Raw genomic sequence first — 18,961 nt, forward strand, 5'->3', positions numbered from 1 at the left:
CGGTCAGTACCCCCGTGCAATCGTTCGGATGTCTTTGGACAGTTTCGACACCCCTTGCAAAATCAACAGAACCGCGCCCACGACCATCATCCATTTCATTGGCCAAAGCGGGATTTCCCATTCGTTAAAGCTGATTTCGCCCCAACGGACATTCGGATCGGTCCAATCGCCGATGGTTAGCGCACCGAACATCTGGAAGAAGCTCAACTCTCCACGTGCCCAATCTGAAACGACCGAGTTCCCTGTGGGCACCGCGATCGCGTCCATCGCAAAGATGTAGGATGTTACGAGCAACGTACCTGCAAAGATAAAGAAGAAGATTGAAGTGAACAGATCTGCCCAAGCCCGTTTTGGCTTAGTCAATGGAGCGTAGAAGATATCGACGCGGACATGGCTTTCCGTCAGCATCGCATAAGATCCCGCGATCAGGTATTGCATGCCGAACATCAGGTACATGGATTCGTGCGCCCAGTTAGTGGGGGCGTTGAAGACGTACCGTACGATCACCTCGTAGTAATAGACGAACACCGCAATTACCGCCCAGTAACTGACGAACTCACCCGCGTAGAGTGACAGGCGGTCTATCCAGTTCTCGGCATATTCGTGGTCGGCCTTGCGTGCGCCGGGGTCCAGCTCAGCAGCGCGGGCGGCGGTTTCTTCGTCGATCTCCATCTCGGGTTCATGCGGTTCTGCATCTGCTTTGGCGCGCGCACTCGTGACGAGGCGCGGCAGCATTAATGCGTCAATCGCCATGAAAGCCAGGATTGTGAAGAAAGCGTAACGTGCAACGGAACCCCAGAATTCCCGGTTCGCGCCAGCGGCCTCGGCCAGCGGCTGCGCTTCGGTCAACGCTGTTTCGGACTCGACCAGTCGTTCGCGCCCGGTGGCTATAGCCTTTTCCGCGCGGTCTAGCGACCGTTCAGCACGGCGCTTTTGCAACGCTGTTCCGTCCTGAGCGGCCTCAACAGCGGCGCGCAGTTCATCGATGCCTTCTTCGGCCGATTGCACGCGTTCTGTTTCTCGCTCGATTGTCCGTTCGGCTTGTCGAACAACGTTCACGGCGTTGGAAAATTCGTTACGTGCGGTGCGTTCTTCGCCATTGGCGTAGAGGATCATCAGGAAGACTGGTAGATAAACCAATCCCAACAGGCTGCGCAGGTAAAACCGGTGCAGACCCAGCATTCCGCCTGTGACCAGTATAAGGTACCCCAAAGGCAGCCCATATGTCCGTTTTTCGGGTTGGGCTTTGCGTGCCAAGACCATTGCAAGGGCCGGAAAGGCAATCAGCCCGACCCAGTACAGCCAGTGTGGCAGCGTAAAATCGACGCTCGGCATGTTACGTTCCGAATTCCATAGAAAAGTCATGTCCGCGCAGAGACCTGCGCGGACTGTTGGTCAGTTGTTCCTTGGATTACAGATCCAGTGTTTGCCCTTCGATCATCTCTGGGGTCACATAACCCAGAGAACCGGACATCATGTAATCAAGCTGGATCTTGAAGACCCGCGCCGCATCTTTGTCGCGGTTGGCGTACTTGAACCAGATCGGCACTGCGACCTCGGTCATCAGTTCCACGTCGTCCTGTGACAGACGGGTGATCTGAGTACCTTCGGCCTCGAATTTCTTCCATGCTTCTTGGTCGGCGGCCTGAATTGCGGCGTGGTGCAGATCGGAATAGACGTGGGTTTCCATTTCCACGAATTCCTGCATCTGTGGGCTCAGCTTGTCCCACGCGGCCTTACCGACGGTGATGTCCATGATGTCAACGGGCTGATAGACTGACATGAAGCCCGGAGGTCCCATCACGATGTAATCGGTCACCTGGCTAAAGCCCAGAGCATGGTTCACCGCAGGTCCCACAAAGTCGGCCACGTCGATGGTGCCTTTTTCCAGCGCTGGGAAGATCTCGGACCCGGGCAGAACGGTTGTTTCAGCACCCAGTTCCGAGAAGACCTCGGCGACCATACCACCGGGCAGACGCATCTTACGTCCGGCAAAGTCATCGACCGAGCGGATCGGAACCTTCGAGTGGATGATGTTCGGGCCGTGGTGGACAGGTCCGACAAAGTGAAGACCTTGTGCCCCCAAAAGCTCGCGCGCAATTTCCAGACCGCCAAGACCGTAGTAGAACGTGTCATACTCATGCGGCTGACGCAGACCCAGCGGATAAGAGCTGAGGAATACTGCGGCAGGAATGATACCCTGATAGTAGATGGTGAACGGGTTGATCGCATCCAGAACGCCGTTTTTCACAGCATCCGCCAGTTGGAAATCACCTACGACGTCATTCGCGCCGAACGCCTGAAAGGCCAGCTCGCCCCCGGTCTTTTCCTCAATCGTGGCGCACCAGTCTTTGAAGACCTGCAAACCGATCCCACCGGGCCACGATGTTTGAATTTTCCAGGTCGTCCCTTCACCTGCAGCCGTCGCGATATGAGGCGCGGCCAAAGTTGCAGCACCGGCACCTGCAATAGTTCTAAACGCGCTGCGGCGCGTGATAAGCTTTTTGGTCATTTGTTCCTCCCTTTAGTCACCGCCACGCCGATACAGGGCAATGCCAGTGCCCTCTTAGCATAACCCGAACTTCTTAAATTGGTAATATTATTTTTCCAATTTATAACGGGCTCACTTTTGCGTGACGAAAAACGGCTGTTTTGGAGGTTCGCAAGCGCGCTCAGATTGCCAGATGGCGCTGTTCGCGCGCTTGGTTTTCTTGATACCATTGAAATGTAGCACGTTTTTTAGCGGAGTCGCTTAAAGCGGCGAGAAAAAACAATCGCGCGAAATGGCGGCCAGCGTTTTGCCAAAAATGGGTGTGCTCAACACCGCAAAGATTCTACCCGGCCAATACCGGTTGAATTAATTCTGTCAAAGTCACATAGTTAATTAGGCCGACACTTTTAGCGCGGCCTTTTAAGCAAGTGTGTGAATTCACGGCCCTTGGATGATGTTCAGAACTTCCGCTGGCGAACGCTTTATCTTTTGCGCTTTGGCATAGCATCGCCGCCTTTTGCTGCCGCTGCGCGCGCGCGGTTTTTCTTGCTGCTGGGCTTCCCTTTGGGCGGAGGAGGGCCCTTGGGGCGTCGGTCCGCCTTCTTACCGGGTGCGCTCGCGGATTTGCTGTCTCGCTTGGGTTTGCTTTCAGGCTTAGCTCCCTCAGAGGATCGGGCCTCTTTCTTTTGTCGGCCCTTTGCGGGTCTAGGCTCGACTTGGCGAGGTGGTCTCTGAGCGTTTTTCGATGGCGCGGCTTTTGGTTTTGGGCTCCACTTCGGGCCGGTTTTCAAGACTTTGGAAAGGTCGGGTGGTGTGTCCAAGCGTACAAGGTCTTTGGTACCTTCGATCTTCATCTCTGGTCCGATCGCGTCCAGGAACCCGTCCACGCTACTTTCGCGAATTTCAACATACGTCACATCATCAGCGATACGGATTGCGCCGATATCGGATTTGGTGATGTTACCCGCCTTGCAAACCATCGGTAGCAGATACCGAGGCGACGCGTTCTGATTGCGACCTTCAGATACCGAAAACCAGACACTGGGGCCAAATGGTGCGCTCGGTTTGGCGGTGGACGATTTGACGTCGCTCAACTCTTCGGGCGCGGAATGCAAGCGTCTGTATTGGCGAACATAGGCCGTTGCCAATTGTTCTGGCGAGTATTTCGCAACCAGTTCGTCTACTGACGCACGCTCGCTCTCCAGCGGATCGGTTTGCCACTCTTCGGCGCTGAACATACGCTGCAAATCCTGCGCGTTCACTTCTTCGGCGGAAGGCGCTGCGCCCCAATCAGCCGTCAATTTGGCGAATTTCAGTAAACGTTGCGCCTTTTTGAACGATGATGGTGCGACTATTAATGCGCTGACACCCTTTCGCCCAGCTCGCCCAGTTCGACCAGACCGGTGCAACAGAGTTTCGTGGCTGTTTGGCAGCTCGGCGTGGATCACCAGATCCAGGTTCGGTAGGTCGATACCACGTGCGGCCACATCTGTCGCCACACAAACCCGGGCACGCCCGTCTCGCATCGCTTGCAAAGCATTGGACCGTTCGCTCTGGGTCAGTTCGCCTGACAAAGCAACGACAGAAAACCCCCGGTTCGACAGCCGGGCGGTCAGACGCGCGACCATGGCACGCGTGTTGCAGAACACAATGGCGTTCGGCGCCTCATAATAGCGCAACACGTTGATGATCGCGTTTTCTCCGTCGCGGGGGGCAACGTTCAACGCTCTGTATTCGATATCGGCGTGTTGCGTACGCTCACTGACAGTGCTCACCCGTTCCGCGTCACGCTGGTAACGTGTGGCGAGGGACGCAATGGCATTTGGCACTGTGGCCGAAAAAAGCAGTGTCTGGCGATCCGTCGGTGTCTCGTCGAGGATGAACTCAAGGTCCTCGCGGAACCCAAGATCAAGCATCTCGTCGGCCTCATCCAGAACCACGGAACGCACCGACGTCAAATCGATCGAGCCACGCATGATATGGTCGCGCAGACGTCCAGGTGTGGCGACCACGATATGCGCGCCGCGGGATAGCGCGCGGCGCTCATCACGCATGTCCATCCCACCCACACAAGAGGTGATGTATGCACCTGCATCGGCATATAGCCACCCCAGTTCGCGTTTTACCTGCAAGGCGAGCTCTCTTGTCGGGGCAATGACCAAGGCGAGGGGCGCTGCGCTGCGGTCAAATGCCTCTGCATCGCCCAATATGACTGGCGCAATTGCAAGCCCGAATCCGATTGTTTTCCCTGATCCGGTCTGCGCCGAAACCAACAGGTCGCGGCCTTCCAGATTTGGTGCAGACACGGCCTCTTGGACCGGTGTTAGAGTAACATATCCTTTGCGTTTCAGCGCATCGGCGAGTGTTTGTTTCATGGATCGGTTCTCTTGGGTGATGCTGTCACCCTCAGAGCGCTCAACACACGTTTCATAATCAAAGCTGGGTCCATAGCGAGAGAATAAAGGGATGTATAGAGCAGAAGGTGCATATCCGCGCGACAACGTCGGATCAGTAGTAAATCGTCCTGCTACGCGGGTCATACTTTGGGGAGTTTGGTGAGTCTTAAGAGGAAAAAACAGAACCCGAGGGGACTGTTTTTTATTGGTCGGAGTGAGAGGATTCGAACCTCCGACCCCTGCCTCCCGAAGGCAGTGCTCTACCAGGCTGAGCTACACTCCGACCGTGGCGGGTGATCTATACGGGGTATACTGGATGTGCAAGGGGGATTTTGCCCACGCGCAGCGCGTAAAAACGCGCTGATCTAACCTAGGGCAATGGGTCTGTACGATAGAGACGCACTTTGGTTCCACCGTGATCAACAACCGGCCCGTCGGGCAAGAGAGGGAGCCGCGTTGCGCGTGCCAGAGCAGGTGCGCTTGTCACGATTCCAACACGCCATCCTGTAAATTTTGACATCAGCACAGTACCAAGTGAGCCATATAGAGACCGTAACCCTTTTTCTTCACCGATCCGGGCACCATAGGGTGGGTTGACGATGATCAGACCGGGCTTGCTGGTTGCCGGTTCAATTTCGCTGACGGCGCGGGTCTGAAAATGCGTGTGATCCGATACGCCCGCGTGGTCGGCGTTTGCTATGGCAGCCTGAACAGCGCCACTGTTGCGATCTGATCCTTCAAAGACAAGGTCCGTCGTTTTTGAATTGGTGGCTTGCCGCATATTCGTCCACACTTCTGGGTCAAAGCCTTTCAGGTGTTCGAATGTGAAAGGACGACTTCGCCCGGGGTTTAGCCCAAGCGCAATCTCGGCCGCTTCGAGAACAAACGTGCCGGATCCGCACATCGGGTCCAGCAAGGGTTCTTTCCCTTTGAAACCGCATTCACGCAGGAACATGGCCGCCATCGTCTCGCGCATGGGGGCTTTGGCAACGGCGGGTTTGTGACCGCGCTTGTGTAGTGGCTCGCCAGATGTATCAACCGATAAGGTGCAGACGTCCTTTTCGATTCGCAGCAAAACGCGCACATCCGCCTCAGCAGAGATTGGAGCGCCCAATGTATCGGCGATCGCGCTTTCGATCCGCTGACGCGCGGCGCCAGCGTGGTAAATTCGAGACTTACGGCTGGTAGCTTCGATTTTGATCGCCACGTTTGCGCGCAGGAATTCGGACCAGGGAAATTTACGAGCGCGCTTGTCCAGCTGAGATAGGTGTGCAGCCGGAAAGCTACCCATCCGAACCAGAACCTTGTTGGCACCGCGTAGGCAAAGGTTGGCCCGCCAGACTTCGGACCAGGGACCGGTACAGACCACGCCGCCCGGCACAAGCTTTGCGCCCTTGAACCCGTTTTCGATGACCTCGGCACGCAATGGGCCTTCTAGACCGGGCGTGGCCACCAGAAAGATTTCCAATTTGTTGGTCTGTTCCATTCCTGCTGCTTACACCGGACATGCTTTGGGCGCGACAAGCAAATTTATCTGAGTAATTATGGGGCGGATCATAGGAAAGTGACCTTCAAGTGCCACTTTGGGCGGTAACAGGTTTGCGTTTGGCACCATCCCCGCGTAAAGGGTCCCTGATCTATTAAAAGCCAAGGGTCGGCAACAAGCGTCAGGCGCTGCTCTTCGTTCTTTGGCTCACACGTTTTGCCCTGCCTTGTGCCGCTGCAGAGGTCACAAGGCAATGTGGTGCAGGAAAGAGGCTTGGAAGACCGAAGCGACATGCAAACTTTCAAACTGAAAAAAGGGTTGGAGCTGCCAGTTCAAGGGGCACCTGACCAAAACATCAAACCGGGCCCTGAGTTTTCAACCGTGGGCGTTTTGGGATCCGACTATCTTGGTCTGAAACCTCGAATGCTGGTTCAGGAAGGGGATGACGTTCAACGCGGAACGCCTTTGTTCTGTCATAAGGACGCACCCGACGCGATGATGGTCGCGCCAGTCACCGGAAAAGTTGTCGCTATCAATCGGGGCGCACGGCGTGTTTTGCAAAGCGTCGTGATCCAAGTGACCGATGCCAATGACACCGGCGTTGATTTCTCAGAAGTTGGGGATACGGACACGGCAGAAGGTGTCACTGCCAAACTCTGTGCTTCGGGTCTTTGGACTTCGTTCCGGACGCGACCCTATTCCAAGATGCCGGTTCCCGGCAGCACACCCGGCGCGATTTTTGTGACCGCTATGGACAGTGAACCTTTGTCGGCGGACGCGGATGTCATCATTGCTGATGCCGGGGATGCTTTTGCTGCTGGTCTTTCCGCGGTATCCAAATTGACCGAGGGGAACACCTACCTGTGCCAAGCGGAGGGTGACACCATTCCTGGGTCTGACCTGCCGGGTGTTCAGGCTGCAGGATTTTCGGGTCCTCACCCCGCTGGGCTGGCCGGGACGCATATCCATTTTCTGGAACCATTGGCGGGCGATAAGCAGGTCTGGACAATCGGTTATCAGGACGTGATTGCGATTGGCCGTCTTATGCAGACAGGTCACCTGGATCCCAACATTGTAATTGCCCTTTCAGGTCCCGGCGCGCGCGATCCTCGATTGATCCGCACCGTCATGGGCGCCTCAACGGATGATCTGACGCGTGATGAGGTGAACGTGGACGGCACCGCTCGGATCATTTCGGGCTCTATCCTGTCTGGTAAGCACGCAGACGGGCCAACGGCGTATCTGGGCCGATTTGCGCGGCAAGTCACGATTATCCGAGAGGATGCTGACCAGATTCCGATGGGTTGGATCAGGCCAATGCCATCCAAATTTGCTGTACAACCGGTTCTGGGTTCGGCGTTCGCCAAAAAGCTGTATGCATTCACATCAAATCTGAACGGTGGCCGCCGCGCGATGGTGCCGACCGGCACATTCGAAGAGCTGATGCCGCAGGACTATCTGCCGACGCAATTGCTGCGGGCTTTGCTTGTGATGGATACCGACACAGCTCAGGCATTGGGCGCGCTGGAGCTCGACGAAGAAGATCTGGGTCTGGTTGGTTTTGCCTGCCCTGCAAAATATGAATACGGGCTGGCGCTGCGCGACTGCCTGACAAAGATTGAAAAGGAGGGCTGATCCAAATGGGTTTGCGCAGCTTCTTCGATCGGATCGAGCCGAACTTTACCAAGGGCGGCAAGTACGAAAAGTACTTCCCCATCTACGAGATGGTGGAAAGCTTTATCTACACTCCGAAAACGGTAACGACTGTTGCGCCGCACGCGCGGTCATACGTGGATATGAAGCGGATCATGACCTATGTCGTGATCGCGACGATCCCCTGTATTCTGTGGGGGATGTATAATACCGGCTATCAGGCCAATTCAGCCATAGCTGCGTTGGGCCCGGATTCGGCGACAGGATGGCGCATCGCATTTCTGCAGGCATTTGGCATCTCGCTGAACCCTGACAGCATTTTCGCCAACGTAATGCATGGTTTGATGTATTTCTTGCCGATCTACATCACGACGCTTGTTGCAGGCGGTATTTTCGAGGTTATCTTTGCGACCGTCCGCGGACACGAAGTGAACGAAGGTTTCCTTGTGACCTCAATGCTATACACGTTGATTATGCCTGCTACGGCCCCTTTGTGGCAGGTTGCATTGGGCATCATTTTCGGCGTTGTGATTGGTAAAGAAGTCTTCGGTGGAACGGGTAAGAACTTCCTTAACCCTGCACTTGTGGGTCGCGCTTTCCTCTACTTTGCTTATCCCGCTCAGATGTCAGGGGATTCGGTCTGGACACCGGTTGACGGCTTTTCCGGTGCAACAGCGCTGGGTATCACCGCAGCCCAGGGCGTACAGGCGCTGGCGGCCGATGGGATCACTTGGGCCAACGCATTCTTTGGCCAAATACAGGGCAGTTTTGGTGAGACATCGACGCTTGCTTGTATGATCGGTCTTGCCTTTTTGCTGACGACCAAAATAGCCAATTACCGACTGATCGTGGGGTGTTTGGCGGGTACTATCGGTTTCTCGCTGCTGCTGAACCTCATTGGATCGGACACCAACCCGATGTTTGCCATGCCATGGTACTGGCACATCGTTCTGGGCGGCTACGCCTTTGGTCTGGCCTTCATGGTGACCGAGCCGGTTTCGGCCAGCCACACCAACATGGGCCGCTACATCTATGGTGCGCTGATTGGTATCATGGTTGTGATGATCCGCGTCATTAACCCTGCTTTCCCAGAAGGTATGATGCTGGCAATTCTGTTCGGGAACGTCTTTGCACCGCTGATCGACTATTTTGTCGTTCAGGCCAACATCAAACGGAGGGCGCGTCGCCATGTCTGATACGCAATCCCCAGATAACAACGAGGCGCCGAAGGGCGCGCTCGCCAAGTTCCTGGCGGCCTCGCCAGATGCTGTCGGCAAGACAATCATTGTTGCGGTTGCCGTTTGCCTTGTCGCGTCAATGGTTGTCTCGGCTGCCGCGGTAAGCTTGCGCCCAGTGCAAGAGGCCAATGCGCTGAAGGACAAGCAAGTTAACGTCTTGCAGGTCGCGGGTGTTTATGAGCCCGGTGTCGACGTCAGCGAAGCCTTCGCCGCGTTCGAACCGCATGTGCTGGAACTGGCCACGGGTGAGTTTGCTGACGACCAGTTCGATCCGGCAACCTTTGATGACATCGCTGCCGCCAGCGACCCTGACCTCAGCGTCGCTCTGGACAACGACCCGGCAGGTATCGGGCGCAAGTCGAAATATCGGGTCGTCTATTTGTTACGCGACGATGCTGGTGCTTTGGACAAAGCCATCCTGCCGCTGCATGGCTATGGGCTTTGGTCCACGCTCTATGGCTTTATCGCCCTGGAAAACAACGGCAACGATATCTACGGTCTCCAATTCTATCAGCACGGTGAAACCCCGGGCCTCGGGGCCGAGGTGGACAACCCCCGCTGGAAAGCGCTGTGGAATGGCAAACGTCTGCGCGATGATGCGGGTGAGTTGCAAATCACCGTTGCCAAATCGCAGCCCGCCGCTGGACCCGACTTTTACGTCGACGCGCTGGCCGGGGCGACGCTGACCTCGGTGGGGGTCGATAACCTTGTACGGTTCTGGATGGGGGATGCGGGTTACGCTCCGTTCCTGGCCAAACTGCAAGCAGGAGAATTCTGATGTCTCAGACCAAGAAAGAGATGCTGGTCGACCCGCTTGTCGACAACAACCCGATCACCCTGCAGGTGCTGGGCATCTGTTCCGCACTAGCGGTGACTTCGTCGCTGCAGGTATCATTTGTGATGGCGCTGGCGGTGACATTTGTGACGTCGTTCTCGTCCTTCTTCATCTCGTGCCTGCGCAACCAGATCCCCGGTTCGATCCGGATCATCGTGCAGATGGTGATCATCGCCTCGCTGGTGATCCTGGTGGATCAGGTGCTGAAAGCCTATGCGTTTGAAATCTCGAAAACCCTGTCGGTTTTTGTGGGTTTGATCATCACCAACTGTATCGTGATGGGCCGGGCTGAGGCGTTTGCCATGAAGAACCCGCCCGTAGCGTCGTTCATCGACGGCTTGGGTAACGGCATGGGCTATGGCCTGATCCTGCTGTTGGTCGGCTTCATTCGCGAGCTGTTCGGAGCAGGCTCGCTATTTGGTGTTACCATCCTGCAGACGGTCAACAACGGCGGTTGGTATGTGCCCAACGGGATGCTGCTGCTGCCGCCTTCGGCGTTTTTCATCATCGGTCTGATCATCTGGGCCTTCCGCACATGGAAGCCGAACCAGGTGGAAGAGCGTGAATACAAAATTCAGCAGGTAGAGGCCCACTGATGGAAGCCCTGATTTCACTGGCCGTAAAGGCCATCTTTGTCGAAAACCTTGCGCTCAGCTTCTTTCTGGGGATGTGTACCTTCATCGCCGTATCCAAGAAGATTTCGACCGCGCTGGGTCTGGGCATCTCGGTCATGGTCGTGCAGGCTATCACCGTGCCTGCCAACAACCTGCTGCTGAACTATCTGCTGAAACCGGGCGCGCTGGCCTGGGCAGGCTTTCCGGATGTGGACCTGACCTTCCTTGGTCTGATTTCATATATCGGTGTAATCGCCGCGATGGTTCAGATCCTTGAGATGGTTTTGGATAAGTATTTCCCGCCGCTCTACAACGCGTTGGGGATCTTCTTGCCGCTAATCACGGTGAACTGCGCCATCTTGGGTGGATCGCTGTTCATGGTGGAACGCGACTACAACTTTGCCGAGGCGACGACCTATGGCCTTTCCTCTGGCTTTGGTTGGGCGTTGGCGATTACCGCAATGGCGGGTGTTCGGGAAAAGCTTAAATATTCTGACATTCCCGACGGCCTGCAGGGGTTGGGTATCACCTTCATCACCGCGGGTCTGATGGCGATGGCCTTCATGTCCTTCTCGGGCGTGAAACTGTAAGGAGGGGCGCATGGAAACCTTTAGCTTAGGCGTCGTTCTTTTCACCCTGATCGTTCTGGGCCTTGTGGCGATCATCATGGCGGCAAGGTCGCGTCTGGTGTCCACCGGGAACGTGAACATAACTATTAACGGTGAAAAAACCGTGTCTGTCCCGGCGGGCGGCAAATTGCTGCAAACTCTGGCGGCCGAGAAATTGTTCGTCCCCTCTGCTTGTGGCGGCGGTGGTACTTGTGCTCAGTGCCGGGTGCGCGTGCATTCGGGTGGCGGCTCAATCCTGCCGACCGAGGAAAGCCATATCACCAAGCGCGAGGCAGCCTGCGGCGACCGTCTGTCCTGTCAGGTCGCGGTGAAACAGGACATGGACATTGAAGTCCCGGAAGAGGTCTTTGGCGTTAAGAAATGGGAATGCACCGTTCGCTCAAATGAAAACGTGGCGACCTTTATCAAAGCCTTGACGCTGGACTTGCCAGAGGGCGAGGATGTGAACTTCCGCGCTGGTGGTTACATTCAGATCGAAGCCCCCGCGCATGCGTTGAAATACACCGATTTCGACGTGGAAGACGAGTATCGCGAGGATTGGGACAAGTTCAATCTGTGGCAATACGAGTCCGTGGTGGCGGAACCGATTGAACGCGCTTATTCCATGGCTAACTACCCGGACGAAAAGGGCATGATCATGCTCAACGTCCGCGTCGCCTCGCCGCCGCCCGGGTCTGATGGAATTCCTCCGGGTCAGATGTCCTCGTACATCTTCAACCTGAAACCGGGTGACAAAGTTACAATTTCGGGCCCGTTTGGGGAATTCTTCGCGCGCGAAACAGAAAAAGAGATGGTGTTCATTGGCGGTGGCGCAGGCATGGCGCCAATGCGCAGTCATATCTTTGACCAGTTAAAGCGTCTTGAGAACCGCAATCGCAAGATCACATTCTGGTACGGTGCGCGCTCGAAGAAAGAGATGTTCTTTGTCGAAGACTTTGACCAACTGGCCGAAGAGTTTGACAATTTCGAATGGCATGTCGCCCTGTCGGACGCGCAGCCTGAGGACGATTGGAAGGGCTATACGGGCTTTATCCACAACGTTCTGTTCGATGAATACCTCAAGAACCACCCCGCGCCCGAAGATTGTGAGTTTTACATGTGCGGCCCGCCGATCATGAACCAGTCAGTCATTAACATGCTGTTGGATCTGGGCGTGGATCGCGAAGACATCATGCTCGACGATTTCGGCGGGTAAGAAACGAAAAATCGGCGCATCCTGCGTCGGTTTTTTTTACAGCCGCAGATCGCTGAATTCTTTAGGCAAACAGGATTTCACATCGAATACCACGCTTTGCTGTTTGCCGTAGCCACGTATCACCTTGGGCTCCAGCGATAGAAACTCCTGATGTGCGACAGCCAGAACAACCGCGTCGTAAGCACCCTGTTCCGGCTCGGCAGTCAATGATATTCCATATTCCCGTTGCGCCGCGCCCGAATCCGCATGTGGGTCATGAACATCGACCGTGACGCCATAGCTGTCGAGTTCGGTCACGATATCAATGACACGCGTATTGCGCAGATCCGGGCAGTTTTCCTTAAAGGTCAGGCCCAGCACGAGCACTCTTGCGGCGCTGACATTGATCCCCTCACGCGTCATCCGTTTGACCAATTGGGAAACAACGTAACCACCCATGCTGTCATTCAGTCGCCTGCCGGCAAGAATGATTTGTGGGTGATGGCCCACGGCTTCGGCTTTGTGGGTCAGGTAATAGGGATCGACCCCGATACAGTGCCCACCCACCAGACCCGGTCGGAAAGGAAGGAAGTTCCATTTGGTCCCCGCCGCGCGCAACACAGCATCCGTGTCGATATCAAGCCGGCCGAAGATCATGGCGAGTTCGTTCACCAAGGCGATATTGAGGTCTCGTTGGGTGTTCTCGATCACTTTCGCGGCTTCGGCCACCCGAATGCTTTCGGCCTTGTGTGTGCCAGCCATTATTATTCTGGCATAGAGAGCATCTACCAGTTCTGCCACTTCTGGGGTCGAGCCGGATGTAACCTTGCAGATATCGGCTATTCGATGGGCCTTGTCCCCCGGGTTGATCCGTTCGGGGCTGTAGCCTGCATAGAAATCCGAGTTGAAGACAAGCCCAGAAACCTGTTCCAGGATCGGCACACAGTCTTCTTCAGTGGCACCTGGGTAAACAGTCGACTCGTAGATCACCAGATCCCCGGGTTTTAGAACCCGCCCGACAGTTTCAGAAGCACGCAGCAAGGGCGTCAGGTCCGGTTGTTTGCCAGCTGTGATGGGGGTCGGGACAGTAACAATATATGTGTCGCATTCGGCTATATCGGCAGCATCGTCGGTAAAGCTCAGACCTGCGGCTTCAGTCAGGTCCTGTGGCTCCACCTCGTGCGTTTCGTCTATTCCGCGACGCAGGGCATCAATTCGAGCGTGATTGATATCAAATCCCACCACGGGTCCGATTTTACCAAAGGCTACGGCCAGCGGCAGACCCACGTAGCCCAAGCCAATAACAGCGATCTTTCGGGCTTCCGGTTTCGTTTCAAGCATCTTCTTTATTTACCGTGATAGTCCCGGAACCAGGCGACAAAGCTGGCAATACCGTCTTTGAAATCGGTTTGCGGTCGATAGCCCGTCAGACGCTGAAGCAGATTATTGTCGGCCCATGTTGCCGGGACATCACCCATTTGCATAGGCATGTAGTTGCGAATGGCTTTCTTTCCGATGGCGTCTTCGATTGCTTCGATGAAATCCATCAACCTTACCTTGTCCCCATTGCCGATATTAACCACGCGCCACGGCGCTGCAGGCGACAGGCTGTCCCCATCCTCAATTTCATCGGCATTTTCTGGTCGTACGGGCGGTACGTCGATTAGCAATCGTATGCCGCGCACAAGGTCTTCGACATTGGTAAAGTCCCGGTACATGTCACCGTGGTTGTAGATATCAATCGGTCGATCATCCAAAATCGCGTCTACAAATTTATAAAGGGCCAAGTCCGGACGACCCCAAGGACCGTAAACCGTGAAAAAGCGGAACATTGTCGTCGGCAGATTCCACAAGTGGGCGTAGGAATGCCCCATCGCTTCATTCGCTTTTTTGGTCGCAGCGTAGATGGTTAGGGGGGTGTCGGCTTTTTCCACCTCGGTAAACGGCATCTCTTCGTTCGCGCCATAAACCGACGACGTCGAAGCCATCAGCAAATGGTCCACCTTGTGAATCCGCGCCAATTCCATGACGTTGAAGGTGCCAACAACGTTCGAATTGATATAGCTGCGCGGATCCTCGAGGCTGTAACGGACCCCGGCTTGCGCCGCGAGGTGCACAATGACCTCTGGCTGAAATTCCTCTGCGACTTGCAAAAGTCGATCATGATTTTCCAGCAGGTCTTCTGTCGCCGAAAACCCGGGATTTTGCAAAAGCATTTGGTGGCGTCTTTGCTTGAGGGTGACGTCGTAATAATCCGTCATCCCATCATAGCCATGAACCCGAAAGCCCTCGGACAACAACAGCTTGGCAAGGTGAAACCCGATAAACCCTGCTGTCCCGGTGACCAGAACCCGTTTCATGCAATCCTCGATCCTTTAGCGAACTGATGGTGCATCAGGGATACTCTCGCAAGGGTAAGGTCAAGGAGATTTTCGACGCAGCACGTCAGCCGACGATCATCTGTTTCATCCGCAACGCTTCGTATTCCAACTCTTTCAGACGGAAATGGACCACATCGCCGATGGTGATGACCCCGCGCAGATGCCCATCGCTGAGCACCGGCATGTGTCGGAACCGTCCCTCTGTCATGGTTTTAAGGACATCATTAAGCAGGTCGCCGGGTGAGCAGGTTTTCACATCGCGTGTCATCAGGTCTTCGACCGCTTGGGGCAGGGTCTGACCAGGGGTGTCGGCCATCCGGCGCACGATATCGCGTTCAGACAAGATCCCCTGCAAAGCTCCATTCTGGTCCGTTACCAGAACTGCACCAATGCGTTTTTCCTTGAGTGTATTGACTACAGAGTGGATGGTGTCGTTCGGACGAACAGAAAATACTGCATCGCCTTTCCCCTCCAGCAGTTTTGCCACCGTCGTTTGTGAATGGGACAAGTTCGAATCAACCGACTGGCTGCGTGTGGACGTATCAGCCTTGTCGCCGCGTGTCGGGGGCTGGTAAGAGCTTGGGGCCATGGGCAATCTCCTCTAGTATTGCCTTTACCTTACCGCAGCCAGTCTACCTGTATAGGGTGCAATTGCCCTGCATGGGCAAAACTGACAGAACCCAGAGATTTTTGGCCCATTGTCTGACCTTTACCTGACCCCTCCGATTGCTGCGCTGATCTTTTTTTTCGTGGTCATTTGTGGCCACAATTTTCGCATGGCGTGGAAGCAGCAGGCAGAAGGCTGGAAGCGAAAAGCGTGGCTTTTTGGGGTGCCCGCCGGCGCGGGATTACTTGTGCTTGGCTTCCTTCCGCTGAAACTGTGAAGCCAGTTTGACTCCGATAGGGGGCGCTGGCATATGCCGGGCACGTTTACCCTCGGGAGAATACCCTATGCGCCTATTGCTTGTATTGGCCATTGCAACCCTCGTTTCCGGCTGTTTGTTCGATAAAGAGCCCGAGGTGCTGCGCCTGTCTGGCGAGACGATGGGAACGACCTTTAACATCACAGCGATTGGCGAGGACTTGGACGAGGACGCTCTGGCCGCTGCGGTCGAGGAAACCTTGGCCCGGGTCAATGCTAAAATGTCGAACTGGGATCCCAATTCTGAGGTTTCGACCTTCTCAGCAGCCACCAACACCGATCCTATACCTGTTTCTGCTGAATTTGCGTTGGTCATCAACGCAGCAAACGACGTTCACAAGAAAAGCGGTGGCCTCTTCGACGTCACGCTTGGCCCGCTGATCGAGCTGTGGGGCTTTGGCCCGAGGACCCCGGAAGACCCGGTGCCCTCAGATGCAGAGATTGCCACCGCCCTCGACGGCGTAGATCAATCACGGTTGCTGGCGCTGGACGCCGAAGCCGGTACGCTGGCCAAGGCCGATCCGTCTGTCGGGATTAACTTGTCTGCCATTGCCAAGGGATACGGTATCGACGCCGTGGCCGAGACCTTGCGGGATGCGGGGATCGAGAACTATCTGGTCGAGATCGGCGGCGATCTTGTAACAATGGGCCAGAACGACAAGGGCGAGACGTGGCGCATCGGCATAGAAAAGCCGCAAGCTGGCGCGCAAACACCACAGTTGATCGTGTCGGTCAGCGATTTGGGAATGGCCAGCTCGGGCGACTACAAAAATTTCTTCGAGCAGGACGGTGTGCGTTATTCACACATCATCGACCCAACGACGGGCCGTCCGATCACGCACAGAACCACCTCGGTCACTGTTCTGGCGGAAAACGCGATGATGGCAGACGCCTGGGCCACGGCTATGCTTGCGCTGGGGCAGGAAAAGGGTCTGGAACTTGCTGAAAAGCATAAACTTGCCGTGTATTTCATCTCGCGGGATGTGACAGGTGGCGAAGATGCCTATATCACGGTACATAGCACTGCGTTCAAGGACGCATTGGGCACCAACTGACGGGTAAACACCATGAGCACCTTTATTCTGGCCTTCATACTGCTGGCGCTTGTTATGGTCGGCATGTCGTTGGGTGTGATGCTGATGGGTAAGACCATCAAGGGTAGTTGTGGTGGTCTGAATGCAATCTCGGGTGCCGACAAATGCGTCGTTTGTCAAAAAGACATCGACCCGGACAGCCCGTTGCGCGACCAGCTGCAATGTAAACGCGCCAAAAAGATGTTGGAGCAGATGGAGCGCGAAGCGCAGACTTAATTTCTGCTTCGCCATTTCCTGAGTTTTGGCTAGCTTGAGCCCCTGAAGACCTGAGGGGCATTGTGGTGACCAAAGCCAAAAACATCTTGTTCATAATGTTCGATCAACTGCGGTGGGATTACCTCAGCTGCTACGGTCATCCTCATCTGCATACTCCAAACATTGATCGTCTGGCTGAGCGCGGAGTGCGCTTTGACCGCGCCTATATTCAATCCCCTATTTGCGGCTCGTCTCGCATGTCTACTTATACGGGGCGTTACGTGCATTCTCACGGTGCGTCTTGGAACGGCATCCCTCTGAAGGTCGGAGAGATGACGATGGGGGATCATTTGCGCAAAGCCGGGATGGATTGCTGGCTGGTCGGCAAGACCCATATGCGGGCAGACGCCGAAGGTATGGCGCGGCTGGGCTTGGAGCCTGACAGCTTGATTGGCGCTCGGGTTGCGGAATGCGGGTTCGACGTGTTCGAGCGCGACGACGGAATGCTACCGGAAGGACCGGATGGCTACTATGACCCTGATGGGGCCAAGGAATATAACAAGTATCTGGCATCAAAAGGGTACGACAGTGACAATCCTTGGCATGACTTTGCAAACTCGGGCCTCGACGATGATGGGAACGTTCTATCTGGATGGTTTCTGAAAAACTCGACTGAGGCCGCCAATATTGCCGAGGAAGACAGCGAAACGCCGTACCTGACCGGTCGTGGGATTGAATTCATGGAAACCCATGATGGTCCATGGTGTTGTCACCTAAGCTTTATCAAACCGCATTGGCCCTACATCGTGCCAGACCCTTATGCGTCGATGTATGGCCCGCAACACGTCAAGTCTGTTGTCCGGTCGGATGCTGAATACCAGCATGCGCACCCGGTGTTAAAGGCTTTCATGGATACTAAAGTTGGCGAAGCCTTTTCGCGTCAGGATGTGCGTGACGCCGTGATTCCCGCTTATATGGGATTGATAAAACAAGCTGATGTCCAGATGGGGCGCTTGTTTGACTGGATGGAGCGCACCGGTCGGATGCAAGACACAATGATCGTGCTGACCTCGGACCACGGCGATTTTCTGGGTGATCATTGGATGGGTGAAAAGACCTTTTTCCAGGATGCCTCTACAAGAGTTCCCTTGATTATCTACGACCCTTCGCACGAGGCAGACGCAACACGCGGCACAGTCAGTGACGCACTGGTGGAATCCATCGACCTAGCCCCGACTTTCGTCGAGGTCGCGGGTGGTGACGTGGCGTCTCATATCCTTGAGGGGCACTCTTTGATCCCGATCCTACACGGGCAGCAGCAAGAGACGCCGAGGGATGTCGTGATTTGCGAATACGACTATTCGGCCTCGCCCATTGCCGACAAATTGCATGCCTCTGTCCGTGATGCCGTTATGTTCATGGTTGCTGACAAAAAGTGGAAGCTTATCCATTGCGAAGGAGAATATCGGCCTCTGCTCTTCGACCTTGAGAACGACCCGGATGAGTTGCAGGACCTGGGCGATAGCGCGGACCACACGGCAATCATCGAGATGATGTACGATCACCTGTTCACCTGGACGCGCCGCCCATCGCAGCGAACCACAAGGTCCGAAGCCCAATTGATCGAGATGCGCACCAAGAGCCGGGGTAGGGGCGTTGTCGTTGGCGTATATGACGAAAATGACGCACCACTTGAATTGACCGTTAAGTATCGTGGGCGGAAAAATCGGCCATTTCGGGATCAAATCTGCAAAGATTGATGGCGCTTTGATTAATTTGGCCTGAACAAGGCGAAAGACGGTTCACCAGAGGAAGGGCAGGCAGTAAAAGACCTGCACGAGCAGAAAATCTGG

17 protein-coding genes and 1 tRNA gene are annotated in these 18,961 nt (G+C 55.3%); 10 read left to right on the forward strand and 8 right to left on the reverse strand.

Features of this window, described 5'->3' with window-relative positions; translation table 11 throughout:
- Nucleotides 1-3: 3 nt before the first annotated feature.
- The 5 genes from ACR0BD_RS06125 to ACR0BD_RS06145 all read right to left on the reverse strand — a co-directional run bounded on the left by ACR0BD_RS06125 (nt 4) and on the right by ACR0BD_RS06145 (nt 6,373).
- A complete protein-coding gene (locus ACR0BD_RS06125; RefSeq protein ID WP_480829441.1) occupies nt 4-1,335 on the reverse strand; it encodes a TRAP transporter small permease subunit in 1,332 nt (443 codons plus the stop codon).
- 76 nt (nt 1,336-1,411) lie between these two features.
- The gene (gene dctP / locus ACR0BD_RS06130; protein WP_480699842.1) at nt 1,412-2,512 is read right to left on the reverse strand and encodes a TRAP transporter substrate-binding protein DctP; all 1,101 of its coding nucleotides are present in this window, start codon (nt 2,510-2,512) and stop codon (nt 1,412-1,414) included.
- Nucleotides 2,513-2,973: 461 nt separating this feature from the next.
- On the reverse strand, nt 2,974-4,866 hold the full coding sequence (locus tag ACR0BD_RS06135) for a DEAD/DEAH box helicase (RefSeq protein ID WP_480829443.1): 1,893 nt from the start codon (nt 4,864-4,866) through the stop codon (nt 2,974-2,976).
- Between the two features lie 227 nt (nt 4,867-5,093).
- A tRNA-Pro gene (locus ACR0BD_RS06140) sits at nt 5,094-5,170 on the reverse strand.
- 87 nt (nt 5,171-5,257) lie between these two features.
- Entirely contained in the window at nt 5,258-6,373 is a 1,116-nt protein-coding gene (locus ACR0BD_RS06145; RefSeq protein WP_480829444.1) for a THUMP domain-containing class I SAM-dependent RNA methyltransferase, read from the reverse strand.
- A gap of 291 nt (nt 6,374-6,664) precedes the next feature.
- Here ACR0BD_RS06145 and ACR0BD_RS06150 point away from each other — a divergent pair, with 291 nt between their 5' ends.
- From ACR0BD_RS06150 to nqrF, 6 genes are read left to right on the forward strand one after another with little or no spacing between them, the layout of a single operon-like run.
- The gene (locus ACR0BD_RS06150; protein WP_480829445.1) at nt 6,665-8,008 is read left to right on the forward strand and encodes a Na(+)-translocating NADH-quinone reductase subunit A; all 1,344 of its coding nucleotides are present in this window, start codon (nt 6,665-6,667) and stop codon (nt 8,006-8,008) included.
- Between the two features lie 5 nt (nt 8,009-8,013).
- Nucleotides 8,014-9,222, forward strand: a complete 1,209-nt coding sequence (locus ACR0BD_RS06155) for an NADH:ubiquinone reductase (Na(+)-transporting) subunit B (protein WP_480829446.1) — start codon at nt 8,014-8,016, stop codon at nt 9,220-9,222.
- Entirely contained in the window at nt 9,215-10,042 is an 828-nt protein-coding gene (locus ACR0BD_RS06160; RefSeq protein ID WP_480699838.1) for a Na(+)-translocating NADH-quinone reductase subunit C, read from the forward strand. Before ACR0BD_RS06155 ends, ACR0BD_RS06160 begins: the two co-directional genes overlap by 8 nt.
- Nucleotides 10,042-10,695, forward strand: a complete 654-nt coding sequence (locus ACR0BD_RS06165; RefSeq protein WP_170495196.1) for an NADH:ubiquinone reductase (Na(+)-transporting) subunit D — start codon at nt 10,042-10,044, stop codon at nt 10,693-10,695. The genes ACR0BD_RS06160 and ACR0BD_RS06165 overlap by 1 nt, the downstream gene beginning before the upstream one ends.
- Entirely contained in the window at nt 10,695-11,303 is a 609-nt protein-coding gene (nqrE, locus tag ACR0BD_RS06170) for an NADH:ubiquinone reductase (Na(+)-transporting) subunit E (protein ID WP_480520774.1), read from the forward strand. The genes ACR0BD_RS06165 and nqrE overlap by 1 nt, the downstream gene beginning before the upstream one ends.
- A 10-nt stretch (nt 11,304-11,313) precedes the next feature.
- Nucleotides 11,314-12,537, forward strand: coding sequence for an NADH:ubiquinone reductase (Na(+)-transporting) subunit F (gene nqrF / locus ACR0BD_RS06175; RefSeq protein ID WP_480829447.1), 1,224 nt, complete (start codon nt 11,314-11,316; stop codon nt 12,535-12,537).
- Between the two features lie 36 nt (nt 12,538-12,573).
- Here the strand turns inward: nqrF and tviB are convergent, their stop codons facing one another.
- The 3 genes from tviB to ACR0BD_RS06190 form a co-directional block, all read right to left on the reverse strand.
- Nucleotides 12,574-13,857 carry a Vi polysaccharide biosynthesis UDP-N-acetylglucosamine C-6 dehydrogenase TviB gene (gene tviB, locus ACR0BD_RS06180; RefSeq protein WP_480829448.1) on the reverse strand — a complete coding sequence of 428 codons (1,284 nt, stop codon included), beginning with the start codon at nt 13,855-13,857 and terminating at the stop codon, nt 12,574-12,576.
- A gap of 5 nt (nt 13,858-13,862) precedes the next feature.
- Entirely contained in the window at nt 13,863-14,876 is a 1,014-nt protein-coding gene (locus ACR0BD_RS06185) for a GDP-mannose 4,6-dehydratase (protein WP_480829450.1), read from the reverse strand.
- An 85-nt stretch (nt 14,877-14,961) separates the two neighbouring features.
- On the reverse strand, nt 14,962-15,486 hold the full coding sequence (locus ACR0BD_RS06190; protein WP_480699834.1) for a CBS domain-containing protein: 525 nt from the start codon (nt 15,484-15,486) through the stop codon (nt 14,962-14,964).
- 109 nt (nt 15,487-15,595) lie between these two features.
- Between ACR0BD_RS06190 and ACR0BD_RS06195 the strand changes: the two genes are divergently transcribed.
- The 4 genes from ACR0BD_RS06195 to ACR0BD_RS06210 all read left to right on the forward strand — a co-directional run bounded on the left by ACR0BD_RS06195 (nt 15,596) and on the right by ACR0BD_RS06210 (nt 18,868).
- Nucleotides 15,596-15,781 carry a hypothetical protein gene (locus ACR0BD_RS06195; protein ID WP_480829451.1) on the forward strand — a complete coding sequence of 62 codons (186 nt, stop codon included), beginning with the start codon at nt 15,596-15,598 and terminating at the stop codon, nt 15,779-15,781.
- A 67-nt stretch (nt 15,782-15,848) separates the two neighbouring features.
- Nucleotides 15,849-16,874: an FAD:protein FMN transferase gene (locus ACR0BD_RS06200; protein WP_480829453.1), complete on the forward strand. Its 1,026-nt coding sequence runs from the start codon at nt 15,849-15,851 to the stop codon at nt 16,872-16,874.
- A gap of 12 nt (nt 16,875-16,886) precedes the next feature.
- Nucleotides 16,887-17,129, forward strand: a complete 243-nt coding sequence (gene nqrM / locus ACR0BD_RS06205; protein WP_480699831.1) for a (Na+)-NQR maturation NqrM — start codon at nt 16,887-16,889, stop codon at nt 17,127-17,129.
- Nucleotides 17,130-17,194: 65 nt separating this feature from the next.
- A complete protein-coding gene (locus ACR0BD_RS06210; protein ID WP_480829454.1) occupies nt 17,195-18,868 on the forward strand; it encodes a sulfatase-like hydrolase/transferase in 1,674 nt (557 codons plus the stop codon).
- The last annotated feature ends 93 nt before the right edge of the window (nt 18,869-18,961 follow it).

Source organism: Ruegeria sp. G5, from assembly GCF_056533365.1.

Bases quoted from the DNA above. Each gene is read 5' to 3' on its own strand.
- ACR0BD_RS06125 (WP_480829441.1), bottom strand. From the start codon at position 1,335: ATGCCGAGCGTCGATTTTACGCTGCCACACTGGCTGTACTGGGTCGGG.
- dctP (WP_480699842.1), bottom strand. From the start codon at position 2,512: ATGACCAAAAAGCTTATCACGCGCCGCAGCGCGTTTAGAACTATTGCA.
- ACR0BD_RS06135 (WP_480829443.1), bottom strand. From the start codon at position 4,866: ATGAAACAAACACTCGCCGATGCGCTGAAACGCAAAGGATATGTTACT.
- ACR0BD_RS06145 (WP_480829444.1), bottom strand. From the start codon at position 6,373: ATGGAACAGACCAACAAATTGGAAATCTTTCTGGTGGCCACGCCCGGT.
- ACR0BD_RS06150 (WP_480829445.1), top strand. From the start codon at position 6,665: ATGCAAACTTTCAAACTGAAAAAAGGGTTGGAGCTGCCAGTTCAAGGG.
- ACR0BD_RS06155 (WP_480829446.1), top strand. From the start codon at position 8,014: ATGGGTTTGCGCAGCTTCTTCGATCGGATCGAGCCGAACTTTACCAAG.
- ACR0BD_RS06160 (WP_480699838.1), top strand. From the start codon at position 9,215: ATGTCTGATACGCAATCCCCAGATAACAACGAGGCGCCGAAGGGCGCG.
- ACR0BD_RS06165 (WP_170495196.1), top strand. From the start codon at position 10,042: ATGTCTCAGACCAAGAAAGAGATGCTGGTCGACCCGCTTGTCGACAAC.
- nqrE (WP_480520774.1), top strand. From the start codon at position 10,695: ATGGAAGCCCTGATTTCACTGGCCGTAAAGGCCATCTTTGTCGAAAAC.
- nqrF (WP_480829447.1), top strand. From the start codon at position 11,314: ATGGAAACCTTTAGCTTAGGCGTCGTTCTTTTCACCCTGATCGTTCTG.
- tviB (WP_480829448.1), bottom strand. From the start codon at position 13,857: ATGCTTGAAACGAAACCGGAAGCCCGAAAGATCGCTGTTATTGGCTTG.
- ACR0BD_RS06185 (WP_480829450.1), bottom strand. From the start codon at position 14,876: ATGAAACGGGTTCTGGTCACCGGGACAGCAGGGTTTATCGGGTTTCAC.
- ACR0BD_RS06190 (WP_480699834.1), bottom strand. From the start codon at position 15,486: ATGGCCCCAAGCTCTTACCAGCCCCCGACACGCGGCGACAAGGCTGAT.
- ACR0BD_RS06200 (WP_480829453.1), top strand. From the start codon at position 15,849: ATGCGCCTATTGCTTGTATTGGCCATTGCAACCCTCGTTTCCGGCTGT.
- nqrM (WP_480699831.1), top strand. From the start codon at position 16,887: ATGAGCACCTTTATTCTGGCCTTCATACTGCTGGCGCTTGTTATGGTC.